This is a genomic window from Xylophilus sp. ASV27 (genome assembly GCF_016428875.1).
In the GTDB taxonomy this organism is placed as follows: Bacteria; Pseudomonadota; Gammaproteobacteria; order Burkholderiales; family Burkholderiaceae_C; genus Xylophilus.
Genome location: NZ_JAELTO010000012.1, coordinates 24754 through 43215 on the forward strand (window position 1 = coordinate 24754; position 18462 = coordinate 43215).

The 18462-nt window shown below is 68.6% G+C and carries 14 protein-coding genes; all 14 read left to right on the top strand.

Annotated features, from left to right (window positions below; genetic code table 11):
- Window positions 1-62 precede the first annotated feature (62 nt).
- The 14 genes from JHD63_RS04420 to JHD63_RS04485 all read left to right on the top strand — a co-directional run bounded on the left by JHD63_RS04420 (window position 63) and on the right by JHD63_RS04485 (window position 18425).
- Window positions 63-1142: a pilus assembly protein PilM gene (locus tag JHD63_RS04420; protein ID WP_198969530.1), complete on the top strand. Its 1080-nt coding sequence runs from the start codon at window positions 63-65 to the stop codon at window positions 1140-1142.
- Window positions 1139-1756: a PilN domain-containing protein gene (locus tag JHD63_RS04425; RefSeq protein WP_198969531.1), complete on the top strand. Its 618-nt coding sequence runs from the start codon at window positions 1139-1141 to the stop codon at window positions 1754-1756. The genes JHD63_RS04420 and JHD63_RS04425 overlap by 4 nt, the downstream gene beginning before the upstream one ends.
- A gap of 8 nt (window positions 1757-1764) precedes the next feature.
- Window positions 1765-2442: a type IV pilus inner membrane component PilO gene (locus JHD63_RS04430; RefSeq protein WP_198969532.1), complete on the top strand. Its 678-nt coding sequence runs from the start codon at window positions 1765-1767 to the stop codon at window positions 2440-2442.
- Window positions 2439-2981, top strand: a complete 543-nt coding sequence (locus JHD63_RS04435) for a pilus assembly protein PilP (protein ID WP_198969533.1) — start codon at window positions 2439-2441, stop codon at window positions 2979-2981. The genes JHD63_RS04430 and JHD63_RS04435 overlap by 4 nt, the downstream gene beginning before the upstream one ends.
- Window positions 2978-5161: a type IV pilus secretin PilQ gene (gene pilQ, locus JHD63_RS04440; RefSeq protein ID WP_370590390.1), complete on the top strand. Its 2184-nt coding sequence runs from the start codon at window positions 2978-2980 to the stop codon at window positions 5159-5161. Before JHD63_RS04435 ends, pilQ begins: the two co-directional genes overlap by 4 nt.
- Before the next feature lie 47 nt (window positions 5162-5208).
- Window positions 5209-7059: an Ig-like domain-containing protein gene (locus JHD63_RS04445; protein WP_198969535.1), complete on the top strand. Its 1851-nt coding sequence runs from the start codon at window positions 5209-5211 to the stop codon at window positions 7057-7059.
- Window positions 7056-7610: a shikimate kinase gene (locus JHD63_RS04450; RefSeq protein WP_198969536.1), complete on the top strand. Its 555-nt coding sequence runs from the start codon at window positions 7056-7058 to the stop codon at window positions 7608-7610. Before JHD63_RS04445 ends, JHD63_RS04450 begins: the two co-directional genes overlap by 4 nt.
- A gap of 97 nt (window positions 7611-7707) precedes the next feature.
- Complete coding sequence (gene aroB, locus JHD63_RS04455) at window positions 7708-8856, top strand: 3-dehydroquinate synthase (RefSeq protein WP_198969537.1); 1149 nt, start codon at window positions 7708-7710, stop codon at window positions 8854-8856.
- A 48-nt stretch (window positions 8857-8904) separates the two neighbouring features.
- Window positions 8905-10116: a deoxyguanosinetriphosphate triphosphohydrolase gene (locus JHD63_RS04460; protein ID WP_198969538.1), complete on the top strand. Its 1212-nt coding sequence runs from the start codon at window positions 8905-8907 to the stop codon at window positions 10114-10116.
- A complete protein-coding gene (locus JHD63_RS04465; RefSeq protein ID WP_370590391.1) occupies window positions 10113-11312 on the top strand; it encodes an MFS transporter in 1200 nt (399 codons plus the stop codon). Before JHD63_RS04460 ends, JHD63_RS04465 begins: the two co-directional genes overlap by 4 nt.
- Window positions 11313-11322: 10 nt before the next feature.
- The gene (locus tag JHD63_RS04470; protein WP_198969539.1) at window positions 11323-11913 is read left to right on the top strand and encodes a DUF1415 domain-containing protein; all 591 of its coding nucleotides are present in this window, start codon (window positions 11323-11325) and stop codon (window positions 11911-11913) included.
- Complete coding sequence (locus JHD63_RS04475) at window positions 11910-12773, top strand: class I SAM-dependent methyltransferase (RefSeq protein ID WP_198969540.1); 864 nt, start codon at window positions 11910-11912, stop codon at window positions 12771-12773. The genes JHD63_RS04470 and JHD63_RS04475 overlap by 4 nt, the downstream gene beginning before the upstream one ends.
- Window positions 12774-12786: 13 nt before the next feature.
- Entirely contained in the window at window positions 12787-13497 is a 711-nt protein-coding gene (locus tag JHD63_RS04480) for a transposase (RefSeq protein ID WP_198969541.1), read from the top strand.
- A 188-nt stretch (window positions 13498-13685) separates the two neighbouring features.
- On the top strand, window positions 13686-18425 hold the full coding sequence (locus JHD63_RS04485; protein ID WP_198969561.1) for a glutamate synthase-related protein: 4740 nt from the start codon (window positions 13686-13688) through the stop codon (window positions 18423-18425).
- The last annotated feature ends 37 nt before the right edge of the window (window positions 18426-18462 follow it).

The window sequence follows — 18462 nt, forward strand, 5'->3', positions numbered from 1 at the left end:
GCATCGGTTTTGAAGTGTTAGCTTTTGTTGCACCTCCATTCCAAAAATTTCAGGGGGACGATTTGATCTCTGTGAGGTCGCTGTTCAACCGCCAGGCCACGCCGTTGCTGGGAATCGACGTCAGTTCATCCAGCGTCAAGCTGGTGGAGCTCGGTCGTGACAAGGGCGGGCGCTGGTCCCTGGAGCGCTGCGCCATCGAGCCGCTGGAGCGCGGCCTGATCGTGGACGGCAACATCGAAAAGTTCGACGAGGTCGCCGAGGCGTTGCGCCGGCTCGTGAAGAAGAGCGGAACACGCACCCGTAACGTCGCCATGGCCTTGCCGACCTCGGCGGTCATTACCAGGAAGATCATCCTGCCCGACGGCCTGAGCGAGCCTGAGCTCGAGGTCCAGGTCGAGTCGGAGGCCAGCCAGTACATCCCGTTCTCGCTGGATGAGGTCAGCCTGGATTTCTGCGTCATCGGCCCGAGCACCGGCTCACTGGGCGATGTCGAGGTGCTGATCGCCGCCTCGCGCCGGGAAAAGGTGCAGGACCGCCAGGGCCTGGCCGAGGCCGCGGGCCTCAAGCCGGTCATCCTGGACATCGAGTCCCATGCGGCGCGCCTGGCCGCCGACCGTTTGATCGGCGCGCTGCCCAAGCAGGGTGTCAATGCGATGGTGGCCCTGTTCAAGGTCGGCGGCGCCGCCAGCACCCTGCAGGTGATACGCAACGAAGAGGTGCTGTACGAGCGCGAGCAGGCATTCGGCGGCGCGCAGCTCACCCAGATCATCGTGCGGCAGTACGGCTTCTCTCCGGAAGAAGCGGAAAGCAAGAAACGCAACGCCGAACTGCCGGACGACTACGAGACCGCCGTGCTGCGCCCCTTCGTGGACGGCATGGCGGCGGAAATCGGCCGTTCGCTGCAGTTCTTCTTCACCAGCACGCCTTACAACCATGTCGACAGGATCCTGCTCTCGGGTGGCTCGGCGTCGCTGCCGGGCCTTACCGAGGCCGTGACCCGGCAATCCTCCTTCGCCTGCGCCCTAGCCAACCCCTTCGACGGCATGCAGGTTGGGGCCGGCGTGCACTCCAAGAAGGTTCTGCGCGATGCGCCGTGCTACCTGACGGCCTGCGGCCTGGCGATGCGGAGATTCCTGCAGTGATCCTCATCAACCTGCTGCCGCACCGCGAGGCGGCGCGCAAGCGGCGCCGCGATGCCTTCAACACGGCCATGCTCGGGTCCGTGCTGCTGGGCGGCCTGATCGCCTGCGGGATCTACCTCTGGTACCAGTCGCAGATCGAGACGCAGCAGGGGCGCAACCAGTTCCTGAAGTCCGAGATCACGCGCCTGGAATCGCAGATCAAGGAAATCGCCAACCTCGAATCCGAGATCGCGGCGCTGCGGGCGCGGCAGAAGGCCGTGGAAGACCTGCAGTCGGACCGCAACCTGCAGGTGCACCTGCTCAACGAACTGGTACGGCAACTGCCCGACGGCGTGTACCTGTCCGACGTCAAGCAAATGGAGCAGACCGTGACCCTCAAGGGGTCTGCCCAGTCCAATGAGCGCGTCTCCGAGCTGTTGCGCAACCTGGGCAGCAAGGCGCCATGGCTGTCCAAGCCGCAACTGGTGGAGATCGTGGCCGGTACCGTCAACCTCTCGCCGCGCGACCAGCGGCGGGTGGCCAATTTCACCATTTCCGTACACCTGCTGCGCTCCAGCGAGATGCAGGCGGCAAATGCCACGTCCGGGGCCGCCGCGCCGGTCGCACGTCCCTGAGCCCGGCCATGGCAAGCAAGAAGAAACTCAGTGTCGATGCGGCTGCGCAGTGGCAGCAGTTGCAGCGGCAGTTCCGCAATCTCGATCCCAAGGACCCCTCGCTCTGGCCCGGCCTGCCGCGCGCTTTGCTGTGCATTGCGCTGGGGGCGCTCGTGCTCGGCGCCCTCTGGTTCTTCTGGCTCGGCGACTACCAGACCGAACTCGAGGCCGAGACCGCCAAGGAGCAGGCCTTGCGCCAGGACTACCAGGCGAAGCTGGCCAAGGCGGTCAGCCTGGAGGCGCTCAAGCGCCAGCGCGAGCAGGTTCAGCAGTACGTGCAGCAGTTGGAGAAGCAGTTGCCCAGCAAGGCCGAGATGGCGGCGCTGTTGTCCGACATCAACCAGGCCGGCCTGGGGCGCAGCCTGCAGTTCGAGCTGTTCCGGCCCAGCGACGTGCGGGTACGCGAGTACTACGCGGAGCTGCCGATCTCGGTGCGCGTCACCGGGCGCTACCACGACATGGGCGCCTTCGCCTCGGACATCGCGCACCTGTCGCGCATCGTCACGCTCAACAACCTGTCCATTGCGCCGGGCAAGGACGGTGCGCTGGTCATGGACGTCACGGCGCGCACCTTCCGCTATCTGGACAACGAAGAGATCGAAGCCCAGCGCAAGGTCACTGCCGCCCAGGCAAAGGCGGCCAAATGAAGGCGCCCCTGTGGATGGTCGCCGTGCTCTGCGCCGGGCTTCTTGCCGGCTGTGGAAGCTCCGAGGACGATGACCTGCGCGCGTGGATGGCCGAACAGAAGGCCCAGACCCGTCCGAAGATCACGCCCCTGGCCGAGCCCAAGCAGTTCGTGCCCGAGGACTACACGCAGCAGGCTGCGGTGGAGCCCTTCAATCCGGAGAAGCTGACGCAGGCACTGCGCCGCGAAACGTCGCACAGCGCCACCAACGAAGCGCTCATCGCGCGCGAGCTCTCACGCCGCAAGGAGCCGCTGGAGGCCTTCCCGCTCGACTCCATGGCCATGGTGGGTAGCATGGTCAAGTCGGGTCAGCATGTAGCGCTGGTGCGTGCCAACAACCTGCTCTACCAGGTCCGCATAGGCGAATACCTGGGGCAGAACTTTGGCCGGGTGCAGAAGATTACCGAGACCGAAATGACGCTGCGAGAGATCGTGCCCGACGCCATGGGCGACTGGATGGAGCGCACGACGAGCTTGCAGTTGCAGGAAAAAGCCAAATGATGAACATCTTGAACAAACGCCTGCAGCGGGTCTGGCTTGGTGGACTCACGCTGGCGGCAGTCCTGCTGCTCCTGCCTTGCGCGGCACAGGCGCAGGGCGCCATCGAATCGATCTCGGGCTCGACCCAGGGCGGAGCGGACGTGCTGCGCATCGACTTCAGGGAGCCCCTGCCGGCGGTGCCTACAGGTTTTGCCACCCAGTCCCCCGCGCGCATCGCGCTCGATTTTCCCGGGGTCACCAACGGCCTCGGGCGCTCGTCGGTGGAATTGAATCAGGGCAATCTGCGTTCGGCCATGGTGGTGGAGGCGGGCGACCGCACCCGTGTCGTGCTCAACCTCAAGGCGGCCACTACCTACAGCAGCCAGATCCTGGGCCGCTCGCTGCTGGTGACGCTCGCGCCCGTGGCCGGCGCGGCCTCTGCCGTGTCCACCGCGCCGGTGTTCGCCGAGCCGGGCGCGAGCGATGCCGCGCCCCTGCGCGACATCGATTTCCGGCGTGCCGACGATGCCGCGGGCCGTGTCGTGGTGTCGCTGCCGAGCAGCCAGGTCGGCGTCGACCTGCGCCAGCAGGGGGGTGCGCTGGTCGTGGACTTCCTCAAGTCGTCCCTGCCCGAAGGCTTGCGGCGCAGGCTCGATGTGGCCGACTTCGGCACTCCGGTGCAGACCGTCTCCGCCACCCAGGTCGGCGACCGCGTGCGCATGACCATCCAGCCCCGCGGCGAGTGGGAGCACAGCGCCTACCAGAGCGACAGCCAGTTCGTCGTCGAGGTCCGGCCGAAGAAGACCGAACTCAACAGGCTGTCGCAAGGCCCCGGATACACCGGCGAGAAGCTCTCGCTGAACTTCCAGAGCATCGAGGTGCGTTCGCTGCTGCAGGTCATCGCCGACTTCACCAACTTCAACATCGTCACCTCCGACACCGTCAACGGCACGCTCACCCTGCGCCTGAAGGACGTGCCCTGGGACCAGGCGCTGCAGATCATCATGGAGGCCAAGGGGCTGGGCATGCGCAAGAACGGCACCGTGCTGTGGATCGCGCCCAAGGACGAGATCGATGCGCGTGCCAAGAAAGACCTCGAGGCCGAACTGGCGATCCAGAAGCTCGAGCCGCTGCGCACACAGGCCTTCCAATTGAACTACGCCAAGTCCGTGGAAGTGGTGCGGCAACTGCTGGGCGTCATGGTCGGCGTCCCGGGCGTGGGAATGGGCATGGGCATCGGCGGCGCATCCGCCAACAATGCACGCTTCCTGACCGAGCGCGGCAGCGCCATCGCCGAAGTGCGGACCAACCAGTTGTTCGTGACCGACACCGCCGCCAAGCTGACCGAGGTGCAGGACCTGATCACGCGCCTGGACCGCCCGGTGCGCCAGGTGCTGATCGAGGCGCGCATCGTGGAGGCTTCCGACACCTTCAGCCGCTCGCTGGGCGTCAAGCTCGGCGGCGGCGACCTGCGCGCGCAGAACGGCGGCCAGGGCGGCTACCGGATCAGCGGCAACAACCGCATCGCTTTGGGGACCAACTATCCCAATGCGGTGGCGTCCAGCGGCGCGGGCGGCCAGGTGGATACCACCAGCACCTTCATCAACCTGCCGGCGAAACCGGGAAGCTCGGGCGCGGACGTGGCTACGTTCGCGGTATCCATCTTCAATGCGGCGGCCAACCGCTTCCTGACCCTGGAGCTCTCCGCGCTCGAGTCCGACGGCAAGGGCAAGGTGGTGTCCAGCCCGCGTGTGGTCACGGCCGACCAGACCAAGGCGCTGATCGAACAGGGCACCGAGTATCCCTACCAGCAGAACGCCGGCGGCATCACGGGGGGCACCTCCATCGCCTTCCGCAAGGCCACGCTGAAGCTGGAAGTGACGCCGCAGATCACGCCTGAGGGCAACATCATCCTGGACCTGGACGTCAACAAGGACTCGCGCGGCGAGACCACCATCAACGGCATCGCCATCGACACCAAGCACGTCAAGACGCAGGTGCTGGTCGAAAATGGCGGCACGGTCGTGATCGGCGGCATCTTCACGCTGGAGGAAAGCAACAGCGAGGACAAGGTGCCCCTGCTGGGCGACATACCATTGGCCGGCAACCTGTTCAAGACGCGCACGCGCATCTCGAACAAGAAGGAATTGCTGATGTTCATCACGCCCAAGATGATCGCCGACCGCATGGCCGAGCGTTGAGCCTTGGCCGACCAATTTTCAAGCTGGCAACTAGACGTCGAGGGAATATGAAAAGTCTGAATCTCGTGGCATGGGGTAAACGCCTGCCGGCATTGTTCATGGCAGCCACGCTGGCGGCCTGCGGCGGTGGCGGTGGCGACAGCGGAGGGCCGTTTGGCGGTACGCCCACCAAAACCGCGGCCAAGATCGACATGTCGGCGACCGCCGATTCGGTGGCCTCCGCTACCGGCGACAACGCGATCACCGTGACGGCCGTCGTCAAGGACGCGTCCAACAGCGCGCTGGCGTCCTACGCGGTGAGCTTTTCCGCCAGTTCCGGCGTTCTGCAGAGCGCGCCGGCCACCACGGACGCATCGGGCCAGGCCACCGTCAAGCTGAGCGCGGGGGCAGACCGCTCCAATCGCACCATCGTGGTCAGAGCCACAGCGGGCTCCGTCACCAGCACCCTGAGCGTGCCGGTGGTGGGCACCAAGATCACGCTGGCCGGCAGCACGTCGCTGCTGATGTCAGCCGGCGCCACCACCTTCACGGCCAAGGCAGTGGATTCGTCGGGTGCCGCGATTCCTGGGGCGACGCTGAACTTCCAGTCCACGCTGGGCAACACCCTGAGCAACAGCACGGCCACGACCGATGCCTCCGGCTTCGCGCAGGTGAGCTATACCCCGGTCAAGGCCGGGCTCGACACCCTGTCCGTGACCGGGCTGGGCACCTCTGCGCAGCAGCAGGTGTCCATCAGCGGGCAGGCCTTCGCCTTTGTCGCGCCGGCCACCGGCAGTTCGCTGCCCACGAATTCGGCGCAGACGATCACGGTCCAGCTCAAGGAGGGCGTCGCCGGAATCGCGGGCCAGACCGTGTCGTTCGCGACCACGCGCGGCGTGGTGTATGCCTCCACGGCGGTGACCGATGCTTCCGGCCTGGCGTCCACCACGCTGAGTTCCACCACGGCCGGCCCGGCGACCCTGACGGCGACCACGGCCAATGGCGCGTCCGCAACCCAGTCCATCGAGTTCGTCGCCACGGTGCCGGCGACCCTGGCGTTGCAGGCGAATCCCAGTGCCGTGGTACCCAACACGACGGGCGGCAGCACGAGTCGCTCGACGCTGACGGCCGTGGTAAGTGACCTCAATGGCAACCCGGTCAAGGGTGCCACGGTGAACTTCTCCGCGGCAGACCCCAGTGGCGGCTCGATCTCGCCGGCAACGGCGGTCACGGACGCCAACGGCCAGGCGCAGTCCAGCTTCATCGCGGGCAGCGTCTCGACGGCCACCAATGGCGTCGTGGTGACCGCAACGGTTGCGTCGAACACGTCCATCTCCGGCACGGCGAGGGTGACGGTCAACGGCCGTGCGTTGTTCATCACCGTGGCGACCGGCAATCAGATCGAGGTGCCCAACACCACGACCTACAGCAAGCCTTTCAGCGTCTACGTCACCGACTCCAACGGTGCGGCCATTGCATCGCAGCCCGTGGTGCTCTCGGTGTATGCCAACCTCTATCGCAAGGGCGTGTACGTGGCGGGGGCGTCCAGTTGGGTCTCCAAGGTGTCGGCCACCTGCGCCAACGAGGATGCGAATCAGAACGGCATTCTGGATCCGAATGAAGACATCAATGGCGATGGACGCCTGACCCCGGGCGGTGTCGCCCTGGTCAGCACGACCACCGTGACCACCAATGCCACCGGCGCCGCCAGCTTCAGCGTGCTCTACGGCAAGCAGTACGCCAACTGGACGACCGCAACGGTCAAGGCCAGCGCGACGGTGGCGGGCACCGAGTCCACGTCGGTCTATGGTCCCTTCACGCTGCCGGTGCTGGCCGATGACGTGTCGGACCTGAAGGTTGCGCCGCCGGGGGTCATCAGCCCGTTCGGCCAATCCTCTTCCTGCACCAACGCCTTGTGACCCAGGTGGTGCTGGTCGGCTTGCCCGGGTCGGGCAAGTCCACCATCGGCCGTCTGCTCGCACGGCGGCTGAAGCTGCCGTTCGCGGATTCGGACCATGTGATCGAGGAGCGGATCGGCGGCAGCATCCGCGAGTTCTTCGAGCGCGAGGGCGAGCCGGCCTTCCGCGACGTCGAGGCGGCGGTGCTGCAGCAACTGGCGCAGGACCACCAGGGCGTGCTGGCCACCGGGGGCGGCGCCGTGCTGCGCGCCGAGAACCGGGCCTGCCTGCGCCAGGCGGGGCGGGTGGTGTACCTGCGCTCCCTGCCCGAAGACCTGTACCGCCGCCTGCGCAACGACCGCAACCGGCCGCTGCTGCAGGTCGACGACCAGATGGCGCGCCTGCGCGAGCTGTTCCAGGTGCGCGATCCGCTGTACCAGGAAGTGGCCCATTTCACGCTCGATACCGGGCGCACCTCGGTCAATGCCCTGCTCTCGACCATCGTCATGCAACTCGAACTGGCGGGCCATGGCATGGCGCCGCCGCCAGGCGGCGGCAGTGCGCCGTCCTGACCGGGCTGCGGTCCGCGGCCGGTCTCCTCTAAACTCCACCGCTTCTTCCTCCAAGGGCCGCCTGTCCGAGCGGGATGGCCGTTTGCCCCACTGCCCGATGTCCGCCAGCCCTGCTTGCCTGCCCACCTCCCCGTCCGGCCGCGTCACGCCTGCCACGGTTCCGATATCGCTCGGCGAACGCAGCTATCCGATCCGCATCGGGCAGGGCCTGCTGGCCGATCCGCAGACCTATGCCGGCCTGCCGCGCGCGGCCGCCGCGCTGATCGTGACCAACGCCACGGTCGCGCCCCTGTACGAGGCGGGCCTGCGCCAGGCGTTGGCGCCGCACTATGCCAAGGTGCACACGGTGGTGCTGCCGGACGGCGAGGCGTACAAGGACTGGCCCACGCTCAACCGCATCTTCGACGCGCTGCTGGAGCAGGGCTGCGACCGCAAGACGGTGCTGTTCGCGCTGGGCGGCGGCGTGGTGGGCGACATGACCGGCTTCGCCGCGGCCTGCTACATGCGCGGCGTGCCCTTCGTGCAGGTGCCGACCACGCTGCTGGCGCAGGTCGACTCCTCGGTCGGCGGCAAGACCGCCATCAACCATCCGCTGGGCAAGAACATGGTGGGCGCCTTCTACCAGCCGCGACTGGTGGTGTGCGACCTGGACAGCATCGCCACGCTGCCGCCGCGCGAGCTGAGCGCCGGCCTGGCCGAGATCATCAAGTACGGCCCGATCGCCGACATGGCCTTTCTCGACTGGATCGAGGCCAACGTCGAGGCCCTGCGCGCCGGCGATGCCCAGGCCCTGGCCCACGCGGTGCGGCGCAGTTGCGAGATCAAGGCCGCCGTGGTGGGCGCGGACGAGCGCGAAGGCGGCCTGCGCGCCATCCTGAATTTCGGCCACACCTTCGGCCACGCGATCGAATCCGGCCTGGGCTACGGCGCCTGGCTGCATGGCGAGGGCGTGGGCTGCGGCATGGTCATGGCCGCCACGCTGTCGCAGCGCCTGGGCCTGGTGGATGCGGCCTTCGTGGCGCGCCTTGCCGCCATCATCGCGCGCGCCGGCCTGCCGGTGGCCGCGCCGCCACTGGACGCCGCCGACAACGCCGGCCGCTGGCTGCAGCTGATGCGCGTGGACAAGAAGGCCGAGGGCGGCGAGATCCGCTTCGTGCTGATCGACGGCCCCGGCCGCGCGACGGTGCGCGCGGCGCCCGATGCGCTGGTGCGCGAGGTGATCGCCGCCTGCAGCGCTCGTGCATGAGCAGCCGCGCGGCGCTGCGGCTCGGCTTGCTATAAAAATAATAGCTATATGCCGGCTAACGACCTGGGCTTCAGCCACTTTTCTTCAAAATTCCTGGCCCCGTACGCCTGCGATCCCGCGCGGAGCCGCGGCCGCCGCTTCCCGGAGCTGGCGGCGCCCACGCGCACCGAGTACCAGCGCGACCGCGACCGCATCGTGCACTCCACCGCGTTCCGGCGGCTGGTCTACAAGACCCAGGTGTTCCTCAACCATGAAGGCGACCTGTTCCGCACGCGGCTCACGCATTCGCTGGAGGTGGCGCAACTGGGCCGCTCGATCGCGCGCTCGCTGCGGCTCAACGAGGACCTGGTCGAGGCGATCGCGCTGGCGCACGACCTGGGCCACACGCCCTTCGGCCATGCCGGGCAGGACGAACTGAACGCCTGCATGGCGGAGCACGGCGGCTTCGAGCACAACCTGCAGAGCCTGCGCGTGGTCGACGTGCTGGAGGAGCGCTACCCGCTCTACGACGGCCTGAACCTGAGCTTCGAGACGCGCGCCGGCATCCTCAAGCACTGCTCGCGCGCCAACGCCGAGCGGCTGGAGCAGGCCGAGCCCGACGGCGTGGCCCGGCGCTTCCTCGAGCACACGGCGCCCAGCCTGGAGGCGCAACTGTGCAACCTGGCCGACGAGATCGCCTACAACGCGCACGACATCGACGACGGCGTGCGCTCCGGCCTGATCACGCTCGAACAGATGCAGGACGTGCCCCTCTTCGACCGCTTCCGGCGCGAGGCCCTGGCCGAACACCCGCACCTGGCCGAGGGCCGCGGGCCGCGCCGGCTGCTGCACGAGGCGATCCGCCGCATGCTCAGCGCGCAGGTCTATGACGTGATCGACGCCACCGCCGCCGCGCTGCAGGCCGCCGCGCCCGCCAGCGCCGAGGCCGCGCGCCGGGCCGGGGCGCTGGTGCGCTTTGGCGACGCCATGCGGCAGGAGTCCGGCGTGCTCAAGCGCTTCCTGTTCCAGAACCTGTACCGCCATCCGCAGGTCATGCAGACCACCGGCCAGGCCCGGCAGGTGGTGCGCGAGCTGTTCGCCGCCTACTGCGCCGCGCCCGAGGAGATGCGCGGCGGCTTCGGCGCCCGGGCCCGCGCCTGCGCGCCCGGCGGGCCGCACGACAGGCCCGAGCGCGTGGTGGCCGACTACGTCTCCGGCATGACCGACCGCTTCGCGGTGCGCGAGCACGAGCGGCTCACCGGCCGGCAGATCTTCCCGTGACGGCGCGGCGCGCGCGCCACGCGAGCGGCGTGGTGATCCTGGCCGGCATCTCCGCCGCGCTGCACGTGGCCAAGCTGCCGCCGGCCATCCCGGCGCTGCAGCAGTCGCTGGGCATCGGCCTGGTGCAGGCGGGTTTCCTGCTCTCGACCGTGCAGTTCGCGGGCATGGCGCTGGGCATCCTGATCGGGCTGCTGGTGGACGGCGTCGGGCTGCGGCGCAGCCTGCTCGGCGGGCTGCTGCTGCTCACCCTGGCCAGCGCGGCGGGCGCGCTGGCCACCTCCGCCGGCGCCTTGCTGCTGCTGCGACTGATCGAGGGCCTGGGCTTCATGCTGGCCGCGCTGCCCGGCCCGAGCCTGCTGCGCCGGCTGGTGGCGCCGCCCCGGCTGCCGGCCGTGCTCGGCTTCTGGGGCGCCTACATGCCCTTTGCCACGGCGCTGGCGCTGCTGCTCGGGCCGTGGTGGATGGAGGCGCTGGGCTGGCGCGCCTGGTGGCTGCTGCTGGCGGCCGGCACCGCGCTGATGGCGTTCTGGGTCTGGCGCGCGCTGCCGGCCGACGCCGCGGCCGCGCCCGTGGCGCGGGCCGGGTTTTCGCGCCGGCTGGCGGCCTCCTGGCCGCTCTTGTCGGGGCGGCTGCGGCGCACGCTGGGCGCCGCCGGCCCCTGGCGCGTGGCGCTGGGCTTCGCCACCTATTCCGGTCCGTGGATCGCGGTGGTCGGCTTCCTGCCCGCGCTCTATGCCCAGGCCGGTGTGCGGCCCTGGGCGGCGGGCGGGCTCAGCGCGCTGGTGGCGGCGGGCAACATCGTCGGCAACATCGCGGCCGGGCAATGGCTGCAGCGCGGCGTGGCGCCGCGGCGGCTGCTGTGGGCCGGCTATGCGGCCATGGCGCTGGGCGCCTGCCTGTTCTTCGTGCCCGCCACCGAGGGCCTGCCGGCGCTGCGCTATGCCGCCGTGCTGGCGTTCTCGCTCTGCGGCGGCGTCGTGCCGGGCACCCTGTTCTCGCAGGCGGTGCGCGTGGCGCCGGGGGAAGACACGGTCGCCACCACCATCGGCTGGATGCAGCAGTGCTCGTCGTTCGGCCAGTTCGTGCTGCCGCCGCTGGTGGCCTGGGTGGCCAGCGCGGCCGGCGGCTGGCAATGGACCTGGGTGGTGACCGGCGCCAGCGCCGCGGCCGGCGCGGCGCTGGCGTGGCGCCGGTAAACTGCGCACCGTGCCTGCCATTCCCCCCGATTCCGACGCCATCGCCGACACCCAGGCCTGGCTTGAGCGCGCGGTCATCGGCCTGAACCTCTGCCCCTTCGCCAAGGCCGTCCACGTGCGCGGCCAGGTCCACTACGCGGTCTGCGCCGCCACCGAGCCCGGCGCGCTGCTCCAGGCTCTGGAATATGAGGCAAAAAGCCTTCTAGCCCTAGAACCGTCTGGGCGTGATACTACACTTTTGATAGCAACCGGCGGTCTGCGCGATTTCCTGGATTTCAACGCTTTCCTGGGCCGCGCCGAGCGCCTGCTGGCGCGCCGGGGCTTCGACGGCGTGCTGCAGCTCGCCAGCTTCCATCCGCACTACCAGTTCGCCGGCACCGAGGCCGACGACGCCACCAACTGCAGCAACCGCACGCCCTGGCCCACGCTGCACCTGCTGCGCGAGGCCAGCATCGACCGCGCGGTCGAGGCCTTTCCCGATCCCGAGGCGATCTTCGGCCGCAACATGGCCGTGCTCGAGCAGATGGGACTGGCCGGCTGGCAGGCGCTGGACGTGGGCCCCGGCGCGGGGGCGCGGCGGCCGGCGGGGGAGGGCGCGTGAAGAAGGCCACGGCGGCGCCCGCCCACCCGCTCGCGGACGAGCTGCGGCCCGGCCAGTCGGTCGAGCTGCTCAAGGAGCTGCACATCCTCACCCGCGAGGGCCGGCTCAACCAGGATTCCCGGCGCAAGCTCAAGCAGGTCTACCACCTGGTCCAGTTCATCGAGACCCTGCTCAAGGAACTGCCCGAAGGCGGCGCCGGCGCCACCCTGGCCGACCACGGCGCGGGCAAGTCCTACCTGGGCTTCATCCTCTACGACCTGTTCTTCCGCGCGCTCGGCTCGGGCCACATCTACGGCATCGAGACGCGCGCCGAGCTGGTGGAGACGTCGCGCGCCCTGGCCGCGCGGCTGGGCTTTGCGCGCATGTCCTTCCTGCCGCTGTCCGTGGCCCAGGCCACCACCGACGCCACGCTGCCCGAGCGCATCGACGTCGTCACCGCGCTGCACGCCTGCGACACCGCGACCGACGACGCCATCGCGTTCGGCCTGGCCAAGAACGCGCGCTGCATGGCGCTGGTGCCCTGCTGCCAGGCCGAGGTCGCCGCCTGCCTGCGCCAGCACAAGGCCCTGGCGCTGGCGCGCACGCCGCTGGCCGAACTCTGGCGCCACCCGCTGCACACGCGCGAACTGGGCAGCCAGCTCACCAACGTGCTGCGCTGCCTGTACCTGGAGGCCTGCGGCTACCAGGTGACCGTGACCGAGTTGGTCGGCTGGGAGCACAGCATGAAGAACGAGCTGATCATCGCCCGCCGCAGCGGCGGGCCCAGGCGCAGCGCGGCCGAGCGCCTGCGGGCGATCCTGGAGGAGTTCGGTCTGGCGTCCCTGCAGCCCGTGCGCTTTCCGCGCTTGCCGGCGGCCTGAGCTTGCGCCGCCCATGGCCCGCCTGCCCCGCCTGGCCCTTCCCGGCCATCCGCACCACCTGATGCTGCGCGGCAACGGCGGCCAGGCCGTGGTGCGGGACGGGCAGGATGGCGAGAGCCTGCTCGCGCTCCTGGGGGAATATGCCCAGAGCCACCGCGTGCTGCTGCATGCCTACCTGTTCCTGCCGGACCAGGTGCACCTGCTGGCCACGCCGCAGGCGCAGGACAGCCTGCCCTTGTGGGTCCAGGGCATGAGCCGGCGCTATGTGCGCGGCTTCAATGACCGCCACGGCCGGCGCGGCACGCTCTGGGAAGGGCGTTACCGCTCGCAGGTGCTGGAGGCCGGCCGCTGGCTGCTGCCGAGCATGGTGGCGCTGGACCTGCTGCCGGTGCGCACCGGCCTGGCGCCGCAGCCGCAGGACCATGCGTGGGGCAGCCACCGGCACTACGTCGGCCTTCAGCCCGGCCGCTTCCTGACGCCGCCGGCCGTCTACTGGGAGCTGGGCAACACCCCGTTCGCGCGCGAGGCCGCCTACGCCGAACTGGTGCGCGCCGGCCTGGATGCCGCCACGCAGCTCCAACTGGAGGAGTCCTGGCGCGGCGAATGGGCGCTGGGCAGCGAGGCGTTTGTCGCATCCGCGCAAAAGCTCACACCGCGCCGCTTGCGCAAGACCCGCGCCGGCCGGCCCGCCGCACCCAGAGAAAATCCGATAAAAACTGGCTGAAGCCCAGGTATATTCTTGGCTTAATGCTATGTTTTTTGATGTGTCCCCTTATTAATCCCCATGATTTCATTCAACATTTAATTGGTATCTGACCCCAATTAAAGTGCTTGGCACCGATGTTGCTGTGTCTTATGCTCGCCCTCCCCGCGATTGACTAGCGACACCTACGACAGGAGCACGCCATGAGCATGACAACGGCTGCCGAGATCCAGCATCTCCAAGAACACGGCCTTTATTCCAAGGCCCACGAGCACGATGCGTGCGGCCTGGGCTTCGTGGCCCACATCAAGGGCGAGAAGCGCCATGACATCGTCACGCAGGCGCTCAAGATCCTCGAGAACATCGACCACCGCGGCGCGGTGGGCGCCGACAAGCTCATGGGCGACGGCGCGGGCATCCTGATCCAGATCCCGGACCTGCTGTACCGCGAGGAAATGGCCGCCCAGGGCGTGGTGCTGCCGCCGGCCGGCGAGTACGGCGTGGGCATGATCTTCCTGCCCAAGGAGCACGCCTCGCGCCTGGCCTGCGAGCAGGAGATGGAGCGCGCGATCAAGGCCGAGGGCCAGGTGCTGCTGGGCTGGCGCGACGTGCCGGTGAACCGCGACATGCCGATGTCGCCCCAGGTGCGCAAGACCGAGCCGGTGCTGCGCCAGGTGTTCATCGGCCGCGGCGCCGACGTCATCGTGCAGGACGCGCTCGAACGCAAGCTCTACGTCATCCGCAAGACCGCCAGCGCCAACATCCAGAACCTGCGGCTCAAGCATGGCAAGGAGTACTACGTGCCGAGCATGTCGAGCCGCACCGTGGTCTACAAGGGCCTGCTGCTGGCCGACCAGGTGGGCACCTATTACTTCGACCTGCAGGACCCGCGCTGCGTCTCGGCGCTGGGCCTGGTGCACCAGCGCTTCTCCACCAACACCTTCCCCGAGTGGCCGCTGGCCCACCCGTACCGCTACGTGGCCCACAACGGCGAGATCAACACGGTCAAGGGCAACTACAACTGGATGCGCGCGCGCGAGGGCGTGATGTCCTCGCCGGTGCTGGGCGCCGACCTGCACAAGCTCTACCCGATCAGCTTCGCCGGGCAGTCCGATACCGCCACCTTCGACAACTGCCTCGAACTGCTGACCATGGCCGGCTATCCGATCAGCCATGCGGTGATGATGATGATCCCCGAGCCCTGGGAGCAGCACACCACCATGGACGAGCGCCGCAGGGCCTTCTACGAGTACCACGCGGCCATGATGGAGCCCTGGGACGGCCCGGCTTCCATCGTGTTCACCGACGGCCGCCAGATCGGCGCCACGCTCGACCGCAACGGCCTGCGCCCGTCGCGCTACTGCATCACCGACGACGACCTGGTCATCATGGGCTCGGAGTCCGGCGTGCTGCCGATCCCCGAGAACAGGATCGTGCGCAAATGGCGCCTGCAGCCCGGCAAGATGTTCCTGATCGACCTCGACCAGGGCCGCATGATCGACGACGAGGAGCTCAAGGCCAGCCTGGCCCACAGCCGCCCCTACAAGCAGTGGATCGAGAACCTGCGCATCAAGCTCGACCACGTGGCCGGCTCGCAGGCGTCGGCGCCGGCCTCCTCGGTCAGCCTGCTCGACCGCCAGCAGGCCTTCGGCTACACCCAGGAGGACGTGAAGTTCTTGCTCTCGCCCATGGCCAGGAATGGGGAGGAAGGCATCGGCTCTATGGGCAACGACAGCCCGCTGGCCGTGCTCTCGAGCAAGGACAAGCCGCTCTACAGCTACTTCAAGCAGATGTTCGCGCAGGTGACCAACCCGCCGATCGACCCGATCCGCGAGGCGATCGTGATGTCGCTGGTGTCCTTCATCGGCCCCAAGCCCAACCTGCTGGACATCAACCAGGTCAACCCGCCGATGCGGCTGGAGGTGAGCCAGCCGATCCTCGACTTCGCCGACATGGCCAAGCTGCGCGACATCGCCACCTTCACCCAGGGCAAGTTCAAGAGCGCGACGCTGGACATCACCTACCCGCTGGCCTGGGGCCATGAGGGCGTGGAGGCCAAGCTCGCCTCGCTCTGCGCCGAAGCGGTGGACGCGATCAAGAGCGGCCACAACATCCTGATCGTCAGCGACCGCGGCGTGGCCGCCACGCAGGTGGCCATTCCCGCGCTGCTGGCGCTGTCGGCCATCCACCAGCACCTGGTCCGCGAAGGCCTGCGCACCACCACCGGCCTGGTGGTGGAGACCGGCAGCGCGCGCGAGGTGCACCACTTCGCCGTGCTGGCCGGCTACGGCGCGGAGGCGGTGCACCCCTACCTGGCGATGGAAACCCTGGCCGAGCTGCACCAGGACCTGCCGGGCGACCTGTCGCCCGAGAAGGCGATCTACAACTACGTCAAGGCCATCGGCAAGGGCCTGTCCAAGATCATGTCCAAGATGGGCGTGAGCACCTACATGAGCTACTGCGGCGCGCAGCTGTTCGAGGCCATCGGCATCAACAGCGACACCGTCGGCAAGTACTTCACCGGCACCGCCAGCCGGGTCGAGGGCATCGGCATCTTCGAGATCGCCGAGGAAGGCATCCGCCTGCACAAGGCCGCCTTCGGCGACGACCCGGTGCTGGCCAGCATGCTCGACGCCGGCGGTGAGTACGCCTGGCGCACCCGTGGCGAAGAGCACATGTGGTCGCCCGACGCGATCGCCAAGCTGCAGCATTCCACCCGCGCCAACAACTGGAACACCTACAAGGAATACGCCCAGCTGATCAACGACCAGAGCCGCCGCCACATGACGCTGCGCGGCCTGTTCGAATTCAGGATCGACCCGGCCAAGGCGATCCCCGTGGAAGAGGTCGAGCCCGCGGCCGAGATCGTCAAGCGCTTTGCCACCGGCGCCATGTCGCTCGGCTCCATCTCCACCGAGGCGCATGCCACGCTGGCCGTGGCCATGAACCGCATCGGCGGCAAGAGCAACACCGGCGAGGGCGGCGAGGACGAGCACCGCTACCGCAATGAGTTGAAGGGCATCCCGATCAAGGTCGGCGACACGCTCAAGAGCGTGATCGGCGAGGCCAACGTCGAGGTCGACCTGCCGCTGCAGGACGGCGACTCGCTGCGCTCGCGCATCAAGCAGGTGGCCTCGGGCCGCTTCGGCGTCACGGCCGAGTACCTGTCCTCGGCCGACCAGATCCAGATCAAGATGGCCCAGGGCGCCAAGCCCGGCGAAGGCGGCCAGCTGCCCGGCGGCAAGGTGTCCGACTACATCGGCAAGCTGCGCCACTCGGTACCGGGCGTGGGCCTGATCAGCCCGCCGCCGCACCACGACATTTACTCGATCGAGGACCTGGCCCAACTGATCCACGACCTGAAAAACGTCGCGCCGCACGCCAGCATCAGCACCAAGCTGGTGTCGGAAGTGGGCGTGGGCACCATCGCCGCGGGCGTGGCCAAGTGCAAGAGCGACCACGTCGTGATCGCCGGCCACGACGGCGGCACCGGCGCCTCGCCCTGGTCGTCCATCAAGCATGCCGGCGGCCCGTGGGAGATCGGCCTGGCCGAAACGCAGCAGACCCTGGTGCTCAACCGCCTGCGCAGCCGCATCCGGGTGCAGGCCGACGGCCAGATGAAGACCGGCCGCGACGTCGCCATCGGCGCGCTGCTGGGCGCCGACGAGTTCGGCTTCGCCACCGCGCCGCTGGTGGTCGAGGGCTGCATCATGATGCGCAAGTGCCACCTCAACACCTGCCCGGTGGGCGTGGCCACGCAGGACCCGGTGCTGCGCAGGAAGTTCTCGGGCAAGCCCGAGCACGTCGTCAACTACTTCTTCTTCGTGGCCGAGGAAGTGCGCCAGATCATGGCGCAGCTCGGCATCCGCAAGTTCGACGACCTGATCGGCCGGGTCGACCTGCTCGACACCCGCAAGGGCATTGCGCACTGGAAGGCGCGCGGCCTGGACTTCAGCCGCCTGTTCGCGCAGCCGCAGGTGCCGGCCGACGTGCCGCGCTTGCACACCGAGTCGCAGGAGCACGGCCTGGAGCATGCGCTGGACAACCGGCTGATCGAGAAATGCCGCCCGGCCATCGAGCGCGGCGAGCGCGTGCGCTTCATGGAAGTGGCGCGCAACGTCAACCGCACCGTGGGCGCCATGCTCTCCGGCGCCGTCACCCGGGTGCACCCCGAGGGCCTGCCGGACGACACCATCCACATCCAGCTCGAAGGCACCGGCGGCCAGTCCTTCGGCGCCTTCCTCACGCGCGGCATCACGCTCTACCTGATCGGCGACGCCAACGACTACACCGGCAAGGGCCTCTCCGGCGGCCGCGTGGTGGTGCGCCCGAGCCTGGACTTCCGCGGCGAGGCGGCGCGCAACATCATCGTCGGCAACACCGTGATGTACGGCGCCACCGCGGGCGAGGCCTACCTGGCCGGCGTGGCGGGCGAGCGCTTCGCCGTGCGCCTGTCGGGCGCCACCGCCGTGGTGGAAGGCACCGGCGACCATGGCTGCGAGTACATGACCGGCGGCACTGTCGCGGTGCTGGGCAAGACCGGCCGCAACTTCGCCGCCGGCATGAGCGGGGGCATCGCCTACGTCTATGACGAGGACGGCCAGTTCGCCTCGCGCTGCAACCTTTCCATGGTCACGCTCGAGAAGGTCGTCCCCGGCGCCGAGCAGACCGCCAGCGTGCCCCGCAGCATCTGGCACCGCGACCAGACCGACGAAGCCACGCTGCGCAAGCTGCTGGAAGACCACAACCGCTGGACCGGCAGCAAGCGCGCGCGCGAGCTGCTGGACAACTGGGCCGTCTCGCGCACCAAGTTCGTCAAGGTGTTCCCGACCGAGTACAAGCGCGCGCTGGCCGAGATCCACGAGCGCCGCGTCAACGCCGAGCCGCCGACGCCGCACGTGGCCGCCCCGGCCGCCGCCAAGAACAAAGAAGCGGTGCCCGCCAAGTAAGGCGCGGCCCACCACCACGATAAAAAGGACACACGGT